The following is a 9,214-nucleotide window of genomic DNA, read 5'->3' as shown; positions in this document are numbered from 1 at the left end:
GGCGTCAATCCCCACGCATGGCTGACAGCCACGCTCACCGCCATCGTCAAAGGCCACAGACAGAGCAAGATCCAAGACCTGCTCCCGTGGAATTACGCAGTCACCGTGTGATCGGGACACCGCTTACCCCTAACGGGCCTGCGACCCCGGATTGAGCTCAGGCAGGATCTGCCGATTACTGCGGCCCCAGACCGAGGGCGTGGCCCGAACGGCGTGGGCCAATGCCTCCCATGGTGAGGCGGGTGAGGCAGGCTGCGCGGCATAAAGCGTCGCACCGACCGCCGCGAAAAGCTCGGACAGGTCCTGCATCGGGACGCCCGCAGGCAGGCGCGCGCGCCAATCCTCCAGCCAGCGCGAAGTTTGCGGATAATCCCGGCGCGAAATGGCTGTCAGAAGCTGACTTCGCGCATAGGCTTCGCTGGCCAGACGCGCCTGACGATGGGTTTGCGCAGCGTCGCGGGCGCGTGGCCAAAGCCCGCGCAGCATCGCCGCAACCCCCAGCACGAGTGCCAGTGTCGTCAGGATCAGCCGCCAATCGCGCTGCTGCGCGGTCTGGGCGCTTTTCGGCGGCGGGCCGGCGACCGAGATGTCAAAGCCCGGCACGCTTGCGGTTTCGACCTTGCCGGTCCCAAGGTTGAACCAGTCAAGGCTGATCGGCGGCGCGCTACCCTGCCCCCCGCCCAAGGCCATCAGCGTCTCGCTTTCGACCCGCGTACCGGACAGCTCCTCGGCGCCGTCATCCTCGGTCACTTGCGGCGAGGCGGGATAGGCCCGGATCGCGGGCAGATCGAATTGCGGCATCAGGGTCGGCAGGACGATGGGCGATGTGCCCTCGATCTTGGCGGTGACGGTGCGGATGACGCTGGCCCCCGGTGTCAGCCCGGTCGAGGGGCCGGACAGGTCCTGCGTCAGGACCAGCGACTTGGCGGCGATGAAGGGATCAAGCCCCTCGGCGCCCTTGGGCACGGTGCCGGTCAGCGTCACCGGCTCGGTCTGCACCGTGGCGGTCAGCGGCGCCGGCCCGCCGGGATCGGCCCAGGTCAGTTCGATCTTCTGCGGCGGCAGGACGAATTGGCCGGGGACCATCGGGGTCAGCAGGTAGCGGTGCGAGATCCCGGACCAGTTCTGCCCATCGACCTGACGGCTGATCGCAGTCGAGCCACGCGGCGGCACGCGCACGCGCAGGTTCGGGGACTCGAATGTCGGCAATTCGGGCGGGTTCGGCATCCATGTCGGGACAAGGATATTCAGCCGCAGCGTTACCGACTGGCCGGGCACGGTCTGGGACTGGTCAAGCACCGTCTCGACAATCGGGGTCGGAGGGGCTTGTGCAAGCGCCGGACCGGCAAGCAGCAGCAGAGCAAGAAGCAGCCGCCTCATTTCTGGGCCGCCTCGATGGCGAAGCGCTGACGCAGGAAATCGGCGGTATTGGTGTCCACCGTATTCATCCATTGATCGGCGGTCAGCAGTTTGGCGCCCTGCTCGCCGCCCCTGATCTGTGTATCGGCACCGCGCGCATCCTTGTTGTCCAGCACCACGCCATCGGCCCCCTCGCCGGTCTTTTCGCCGGTATCGGACTGCACGCGCGCGGTTTCGACGAAATCCAGCATCTTCTTTGCCAACTCCAGATTCTGCGCCGCGCCGGGGAAATTCGGGTCGCGGTCCAGCGTGGTCTGGAAATCCGCGATGGCCTCGCGATAACCGCGGCTTTTGATATGGGCCATGGCGGACAGGAACGCGGCATCCGGCGTTTCGATCCCGGCAAGAGTTTCGACCACGGCGTCGTATTTCCCGTCACGATAAAGGGCATGGGCCTTGTGCATCGGCTCAAGGAACAGTGCGCCCGCCCGGTCGAAATGATGCTTGTCATAGGCAATCTGACCCTGCTGGTCCGGGGTCAGGAACCAGTCCGTGACCCCTTCGGCCCGGCCCGTTCCGGGTTGCAGGACCAGCGCCGCCAAGGCCGCCGCGCCCCAGCGCATGGTCCAGCCGCGCCGGAACCAGAACAACCCCAGCAACATCGCTGGCCATGCCAAAAGCCAGCCACGATCGTCCCAAGGCTGGTTGCCCTGTTCGGCCAATGCGCGGCGATAGGCGGCGTTCAACCGCCGGTCCAGCGTGGTGATATCCGCATCATCCACCGTCACCTGCTGGACGGGAATGGTCAGTTGATCGATCCCGGCGCTGCCTACGCCTTCGGGCAAAGCGGCCAGCGCCGCGACGCTGGCACCCTGAAAACCGTTCAGCGCCGCGACATCCGCGGCCTCGATATCGTCGGTCACGAACAGGATGCCGCCGGGTGCAGATTCCTTTGCCATGATGCTGCGGGCCAGTTCCAGCGCAGCGGCGGTGGCATTGCCCTTGCCGGGCATCACGTCGGGGCTGAGCCCCTCAAGATAGGGTTGCAGCACATGCGGGTCTTCGGTCATCGGCACGACCGAATGCGCGGTTCCGGCATAGGCGATCAGGGCCGAGCGTGCGCCCGCGCGCAAAGCCAGCAGATCCGCAATCTTCTGTTTGGACCGCTCCAGCCGCGAGGGGGCCAGATCATGTGCCTCCATCGAGGGCGTCACCTTCAGTGCGATGACCAGTGGCGCGGTCTGGGCGACGAAAGGATCGGGCACGCGCGACCAAGTCGGACCGGCAGCGCCCAGACAGGTCAGCGCCAGCACCAGTGCCACCCCATCGATGGGCAGGACACGTCGCGCGCTGGCCCGGCCAACGGTCAACGCCCGCGCCAGATGCGGCGCAATCGCGGTTTCCGGCGGCTTGTGGGGTGCAAGCCTGCGTCGCACCCACCACCATAGCAGCGCAATGACCGGCAACAGCACCAGCAGCCACGGCCGGATGAAATGAAACAGATCCAGAGACAGCGCCAGATCGCTCATGGCCGCACCCTGCGTCTGCGCGTCATCAGCGCCAGCCAACCGGTCATGGTCAGCCCGATCAGCGTGGCCAGCAGCAGCGGCAGCCATGCAAGGGCCTGCCTTGGCCGATAGGACAGCGCCTCGGTCTGGCGAGGGGCAAGCTCATCGATGCGCTTGTAGACATCGCGCAGACCCGCCCCGTCCTCGGCAAAGAAATACTGCCCGCCAGTGCGCGAGGCGATGTCCTGCAGGGTTTTCAGATCCACCTTGTCCTCACCGGTGGCCTTGGGATCGCCGACGCCGATCGTATAGATCTCGATCGAGCGGTCGCGGGCGATCTCGGCGGCGTTGACCGGGCTCATGCGGCTGACGGTATCGGTGCCGTCGGACAAAAGGATCAACAGGCGCTGCTTGATATCGCTGGCCTCGAAGGTGCGGATGGCAAGACCGATGGAATCGCCAAGCGCGGTATGGGGACCGGCCATGCCGACCTGGGTCTGGGCCAGCAGGTCGCGGATGGTTTGCAGATCCTCGGTCAGCGGGGCCTGCACATAGGCGCGCGAGCCAAAGACGATCAGCGCCATGCGGTCACCGTCGCGGCCCGCGATGAAGCCGTCCACAACCTCGCGGACGCCCTGCAGGCGCTGTTCGACCGCGCCGTCCGGCGTGTGGAAATCCCGCGCATCCATCGAGCCGGAAATGTCGATGGCCAGCACCACATCGCGCGCGGCGCGGGTCTGTTCGATCGGCGCGCCGACACGCTCGGGGCGGGCCATGGCAAGGATCACCAGCACCCAGACCAGTGCGGCCGCAATCATCTGCAGGACGGACCGCCGCATGACCACCGCACCCGAGGCCGCGTCACTGCCTGCCGCATCGACGATCCGGCGAAAGAATGGAAAGCGCAGGGCGGGGACCTGCTCCTTATGCGGCGGGATCAGCCACCAGACCAGCACGGGCAACGGCAGCGCCAGAAGCGCCCATGGAAAACCCAGCGAGATCATGGCGTGACCCCGCGATGCCTGCGTATCCAGGTCTCGGCCAGCCGGGTCAGCTGCGCATTGGGCGGGGTCGGACGATAGGGGGCGCTGGCAATCGCCCGGCCGGGGCCGTTCCGAAACGCCTCGCCGCCGATCTGGCGATCCAGAAAGCCCAGCCAATCCGCCCCGAAAAGCGAGGCCACCTGATCGCGTGGATAGGCGGCAAGCGCGGTGCGGCGCAGGATTTCCGCAATGCGGGCGGGATCATCGCCCGCGCCCGACAGCATCCGCAGCGCGGCGCGGCGATAGGCATTGGCGCGGTAGTGCCTGCGCCACCGCCACAACGCATAGGCCAGCGCCGCCAGCAACAGCGCCGCCAGCACCGCCCAGCCCCATGTCTGCGGCATCATCGAAATCGGCGCAAGCTCGGCTGGTTCGACAAGCTGCTCGATCAGCCCGATCAGGCTGTCATTGTCAGGCGTGGCGGGGGCGGTGTCCTGCTCCATCAGCGGCGCGTCCCGGCAAGGCCCATCAAGCGGCGCATCTGGGTCACGCTGTCCTCATCCGCGCTGAGCGGCAGGACCGGAACGCCAAAGCGCCGTTGCCAGTCAAGGATCTGCGCCAGCCGACCGCTGGCCAGATCGCTCAGCGCGCGATGGGTCTTCTGGTTGCCGGTGTCAATCTCGGCCTGCAGGGTCCCGTCCGAAACGACGATGCGATGGCCGCCCGGCAATTCCTGCGAAAACGGATCATTGACCAGCCCAAGGATCAGGTCATTGTGCCGCGAAATCCCGGCAATCAGCCTTTCGGTCAGGTCATCCACGATGTCGAAATCGCTGAAAACCAGCACCAGATGGTTGCGCGGCGCCATCCTTGCGACCGAGGCCAGAACCCGGTTCATCGGGATCGGATCAACCGTCGGCGCATCGGCGTGCAACAAGCTATTCGCATCGGCCAAGGCAGTCAGGAAAGCGGTCAGGGCATGGCGACTGCGGGCGGGGCGGATCTCGGCCAGATCGCGGTCGCCAAAGACGATGCCGCCGACCCGGTCGCCCTGATCAAAGATGCGGAATGCCGCCAGCGCCGCGCATTCCGCCGCCGTCACCGATTTCATGTTCAGTTGCGAGCCAAAGAACATCGACATGCGCTGATCGACCACGATCAGCGTCGGGCGGTCGCGTTCCTCGGTATAGACGCGGACATGGGGCGTACCGGTCCGGGCGGTGACCTTCCAGTCGATGCTGCGGATGTCGTCCGAGGGCAGGTAGTCGCGCAACTCCTCGAAATTCAGACCGCGCCCGCGCAGGCGCGAGGCATGGCGGCCATTCAGCACCGAGCCCGAGGGCTGGCGCGGCAGGAAGCTGATGCGTTTGGCTTGTGCCTCAAGTCGGCGCAGATGGTCCAGATCGACGCTGATCCGCGGGTCCAACCCGCTGGGCGGCGGATGTGGTTCGGTCGTTCCGGTGCGGATGCGTGCGGCCTGATCCTTCATCGCGCATCAGGTCAGGGCGACCTGCCTCACGATTTCAGCGGTGACCTGATCGGGGGTCACGCCCTCGCCCTGCGCCTCAAAGCTTAGGCCCAGACGATGGCGGAACACGTCGGGGATGATCGCGCGCACGTCCTCGGGGTCGACATAATCGCGGCCTTGCAGCCACGCATGGGTGCGCGAGCAGCGGTCCAGCGCCAGCGAGGCGCGGGGCGAGGCGCCGACCTCGATCCAGCGTTTCAGGTCATCGCCGAACTGCGCCGGAATCCGCGTCGCATTGACCAGATCGGCCATGTAGCGTTCGACCGCATCCGCGACATGGATCTCGGCGATCTCGCGCCGGGCCGAGAACACGGCGTCCTGCGCGATGGGTGTGGGCGCGGCGGGCGGGGCGGTGCCCTGCTGTTCGCTCAGGGCCTCGATTTCTTCGCCACGGACCAGCCGGATCACCTGAACCTCGTCCTCGACCGGGGGATAGGTGATGTTCACATGCATGAGAAAGCGGTCCATCTGCGCCTCGGGCAAGGGATAGGTCCCCTCTTGCTCGATCGGGTTCTGGGTCGCCATGACCATGAACAGCGGCTCCATCTTGTGGGTGGTGCCGGCGACGGTGACCTGACGTTCCTCCATCGCTTCCAGCAGCGCGGCCTGCACCTTGGCGGGGGCGCGGTTGATCTCATCCGCAAGGACGATATTGGCGAATATCGGGCCGGGATCGAAACGGAACTCGGTCTCATCCCCCGATTTGTACAGCACCTCGGTCCCGGTCACGTCCGAGGGCAGCAGGTCCGGCGTAAACTGAATGCGGCTGAATTTTGCTTCAAGATTCTTGGCCAAAGCCTTGATCGCACGGGTTTTAGCCAGTCCTGGAAGACCCTCGACCAGCAGGTTGCCGTTGGCCAAAAGACCGATCAGCAAACGGTCGATCACGTCGCGCTGGCCGATAATCGCCTGTCCCATGCGCTTGCGCAGATCTTCGACCGCCTTGCGCGCAGAAATATCCGTCTGGTCCATGAAATCCTGCTTATCGCTGAAAAGACCGCGCGCCGGTAAAGGCGCGCAGGGTCGGTCACTTCGGCACGGACCAGATCCGGGCCCAGTCGTTTTTCATGTCCACCAGATGCCAGCCGCGTTTTTCGGCCTCGTCCAAGCCACGACTGAGAACGCCGATATGTCCCTCGCGGTCATAGGCGAATTCGCGGTCGGCATCGGTGTGGTGGACGATCAGGCCAAAGGCCGGGCCATCGCCGCTGGTCGCATATTCCAGCATGGCGAAATCACCGTCGGAATTGCCCGCAACAAAGATCGGGCGCTGGCCGATATGGCGGCTGATGCCGACGGGCTTGCCCTCTTTGTCATCGATGAAGCTGACGCCGCCACGCTTCATCAGCACCATCTTGCCATCGACCTCTTCGTATTTGGTGTCGCCCTCGGTGCCGACGACCTGAGCGGGCGGGATGCCATAGGCCTCCTGCGCGAAGGAGCGCAGAAAATCCGCGCCGCCGCCCGAGACGATATAGGTCGTGAAGCCCTCATCCCGCAGGTAAGAGAGCAGTTCCAGCATCGGCTGATAGGTCATGTCGGCGTAATGCATGCCGGTGGTCGGATGGGTCGCGGTGGTCAACCACTCGTGCGCATCCTTCTGGAACTGGTCCACGGTCATCCCGGCATGAGAGATGTTGCCGACCTCGATCAGCCCTTCGACGCCCTTGGCGGTGGCGCCCTTGATGTCGCCCGATGCGGCGGCTTTCAGCACGTCCGAGGACAGGATCGAGGGATCGGCCTCGGCCTTTTTCTTCAAGACGTCCAGCGCGTAGATGCCTTGGAAATAGAACGGCTGCTCGGCCCAGAGCGTGCCGTCATTGTCGAAGGTGGCGACCCGGTCGGCCTCGGGGACATAGCTGTCCAAGGCGGGGTCGGTGACGCTTTCGACGAATTCGATGATCGCGGCTTTCGTCGCGCCCTCATTCCATGAGGGCAGCGGATCGGCCAGGACGGGGGATGCAAGGATCGCAAGGACGGCACCAAGGGCCGTGGCAGAGCCGGACCGGATGGACATGTTCGCTCCTTTGGTGGGAAACCCGTTCCCCGACGGCATGACGCGGGGAACGGTAAGAAGGGACCGCAGGGGCGGCCCCTCCGTCAGGCGATCACTGACCGCCCATGCTCTCGAGCGCCTTGTTGATATCGGCCTGAACCTGATCGATCGAGAAGCTGTCCGGCCGTTGCGCAGGCGGGAATTCCTTGAAGGTCTGCAGGAATTTACCCACTTCGGCGCTCGCCGGCCCCATCAGATAGGAATGGGTCATCAACCAATCCCAATAGGTGTTCGAGGTGATGTCGGCCCGTTCATAAGGGTCGGCACGCAGATCGAACAGTTTCGGCAAACGCAGCTTGGTGAAGGGCTCGGCCCAGACTTCCGCGGTGCCCTTGGCGCGCTGTTCGGCGAAGACGAACTTCCAGTTTTCGTAACGCAATCCAACCACTTCGCCGTCATCGTTGAAGTAGAAGAACTCGTTGCGCGCACCTTCAGGCTGTTCGCCGGTCAGGTAGGGCAACTGGTTGTAGCCATCCAGATGGTTTTTGTATTGCTTGCCGTTGATCGTGGTTCCGGCCAGCAGGCGATCCTTGATGTCGGTATCGCCAGCAGCGGCCATCAGCGTCGGCATCCAGTCGAGACCCGAGAAGATGTCCGTGGCGATCGAATCCGGCTTGATGTGACCGGGCCAGCGAATCATCGCAGGCACGCGGAAGGCACCTTCCCAGTTCGTGTTCTTCTCGCTGCGGAAGGGGGTGGTACCGGCATCGGGCCACGAGTTCTGGTGCGGACCGTTGTCGGTCGTGTAGACGACAATGGTGTTGTCGGCGATGCCCAGATCATCAACCGCCTTGAGCAGCGTGCCGATGACGTTGTCATGCTCGATCATGCCATCGGCATATTCGGTCAGGGCGGTCACGCCCGGAGGGCTGCGATGTTCGTCGCGCACATGGGTGCGGAAGTGCATCCGTGTGGTGTTCATCCAAGTGAAGAACGGCTTCTTGGCATCCACCTGACGCTTCATGAAGTCGATCGCGGCGGCCGAGGTTTCGTCGTCGATCGTCTCCATCCGCTTGCGGGTCAGCGGGCCGGTATCCTCGATCTTACCGTCGGCCGAGGACTTGATCACGCCGCGCGGACCCCATTTCTCACGGAAGGCCGGGTCCTGCGGATAGTTGCGATCCTCGGGCTCTTCCTCGGCGTTCAGGTGATAGAGGTTGCCGAAGAATTCGTCGAAACCATGCGCCGTTGGCAGGAACTCATCCCTGTCGCCCATGTGGTTCTTGCCGAATTGCCCGGTCGCATAGCCCTGATCCTTCAGTGCGGATGCAATGGTTGCATCCGAGGCCTGCAATCCGGCATTGGCACCGGGCATGCCCACCTTGGACAGGCCCGTACGGAACGTCGACTGACCGGTAATGAAGGTCGAACGACCCGCCGTGCAGCTTTGCTCGGCATAGTAGTCGGTAAAGATCATCCCCTCATTGGCGATGCGGTCGATATTGGGCGTCGTGTAGCCCATCAGGCCCTTGGTATAGGCCGAGATGTTGCCCTGCCCGATATCGTCGCCAAAGATGACAAGGATGTTGGGCTTGGCCCCCGCCTCGCCCGCCGCGGGCGCGGCTGGTGGCGTTTCCTGGGCCATAGCAAACCCTGCCACCATCACGGTCGCAAGGGTGCAGCCTAGCAGTCGAAGCATGGTCGTTTCTCCTTGTGAGCGAAACAGCTCGATCAGTCTAGTTTGGTATTTATCGAATATGCTCAAAGAGCGCGTTGATCACCGGAACAGGGGATTTGAAGGACGGGACGTCTTGCAATGCTGGGTCGGAAGAATCGTGAT

At 64.3% G+C, this 9,214-nt stretch carries 9 protein-coding genes; 1 reads left to right on the top strand and 8 read right to left on the bottom strand.

Features of this window, described 5'->3' with window-relative positions; all coding sequences use genetic code 11:
* Positions 1-111: transposase domain-containing protein (locus IB235_RS11555; protein ID WP_192336841.1), on the top strand; the 111-nt coding region annotated here is incomplete at its 5' end.
* An 18-nt stretch (positions 112-129) separates the two neighbouring features.
* On the opposite strand, the gene IB235_RS11550 is transcribed toward IB235_RS11555, so the two are convergent.
* The 8 genes from IB235_RS11550 to IB235_RS11515 all read right to left on the bottom strand — a co-directional run bounded on the left by IB235_RS11550 (position 130) and on the right by IB235_RS11515 (position 9,073).
* A complete protein-coding gene (locus IB235_RS11550; RefSeq protein WP_192336840.1) occupies positions 130-1,380 on the bottom strand; it encodes a BatD family protein in 1,251 nt (416 codons plus the stop codon).
* On the bottom strand, positions 1,377-2,888 hold the full coding sequence (locus tag IB235_RS11545; RefSeq protein WP_192336839.1) for a VWA domain-containing protein: 1,512 nt from the start codon (positions 2,886-2,888) through the stop codon (positions 1,377-1,379). Before IB235_RS11545 ends, IB235_RS11550 begins: the two co-directional genes overlap by 4 nt.
* Positions 2,885-3,871: a VWA domain-containing protein gene (locus tag IB235_RS11540; protein WP_192336838.1), complete on the bottom strand. Its 987-nt coding sequence runs from the start codon at positions 3,869-3,871 to the stop codon at positions 2,885-2,887. The genes IB235_RS11545 and IB235_RS11540 overlap by 4 nt, the downstream gene beginning before the upstream one ends.
* Entirely contained in the window at positions 3,868-4,353 is a 486-nt protein-coding gene (locus tag IB235_RS11535; protein WP_192336837.1) for a DUF4381 domain-containing protein, read from the bottom strand. The genes IB235_RS11540 and IB235_RS11535 overlap by 4 nt, the downstream gene beginning before the upstream one ends.
* Entirely contained in the window at positions 4,353-5,339 is a 987-nt protein-coding gene (locus tag IB235_RS11530; RefSeq protein WP_192336836.1) for a DUF58 domain-containing protein, read from the bottom strand. Before IB235_RS11530 ends, IB235_RS11535 begins: the two co-directional genes overlap by 1 nt.
* A 6-nt stretch (positions 5,340-5,345) precedes the next feature.
* On the bottom strand, positions 5,346-6,335 hold the full coding sequence (locus IB235_RS11525) for an AAA family ATPase (protein ID WP_370576879.1): 990 nt from the start codon (positions 6,333-6,335) through the stop codon (positions 5,346-5,348).
* A 70-nt stretch (positions 6,336-6,405) separates the two neighbouring features.
* Positions 6,406-7,395 carry an HAD family phosphatase gene (locus tag IB235_RS11520; protein ID WP_192336834.1) on the bottom strand — a complete coding sequence of 330 codons (990 nt, stop codon included), beginning with the start codon at positions 7,393-7,395 and terminating at the stop codon, positions 6,406-6,408.
* 91 nt (positions 7,396-7,486) lie between these two features.
* Complete coding sequence (locus tag IB235_RS11515; RefSeq protein WP_192336833.1) at positions 7,487-9,073, bottom strand: arylsulfatase; 1,587 nt, start codon at positions 9,071-9,073, stop codon at positions 7,487-7,489.
* Positions 9,074-9,214 lie beyond the last annotated feature (141 nt).

This window comes from Paracoccus sp. PAR01 (assembly GCF_014851995.1).
Taxonomy (GTDB): domain Bacteria; phylum Pseudomonadota; class Alphaproteobacteria; order Rhodobacterales; family Rhodobacteraceae; genus Paracoccus; species Paracoccus litorisediminis.
This window is presented reverse-complemented; position numbering and strand designations above follow the sequence as displayed.

Excerpts from the sequence above, each read along its gene's own strand:
- IB235_RS11520 (WP_192336834.1), bottom strand. The coding sequence starts at position 7,395 with ATGTCCATCCGGTCCGGCTCTGCCACGGCCCTTGGTGCCGTCCTTGCG.
- IB235_RS11550 (WP_192336840.1), bottom strand. The coding sequence starts at position 1,380 with ATGAGGCGGCTGCTTCTTGCTCTGCTGCTGCTTGCCGGTCCGGCGCTT.
- IB235_RS11530 (WP_192336836.1), bottom strand. The coding sequence starts at position 5,339 with ATGAAGGATCAGGCCGCACGCATCCGCACCGGAACGACCGAACCACAT.
- IB235_RS11540 (WP_192336838.1), bottom strand. The coding sequence starts at position 3,871 with ATGATCTCGCTGGGTTTTCCATGGGCGCTTCTGGCGCTGCCGTTGCCC.
- IB235_RS11545 (WP_192336839.1), bottom strand. The coding sequence starts at position 2,888 with ATGAGCGATCTGGCGCTGTCTCTGGATCTGTTTCATTTCATCCGGCCG.
- IB235_RS11535 (WP_192336837.1), bottom strand. The coding sequence starts at position 4,353 with ATGGAGCAGGACACCGCCCCCGCCACGCCTGACAATGACAGCCTGATC.
- IB235_RS11515 (WP_192336833.1), bottom strand. The coding sequence starts at position 9,073 with ATGCTTCGACTGCTAGGCTGCACCCTTGCGACCGTGATGGTGGCAGGG.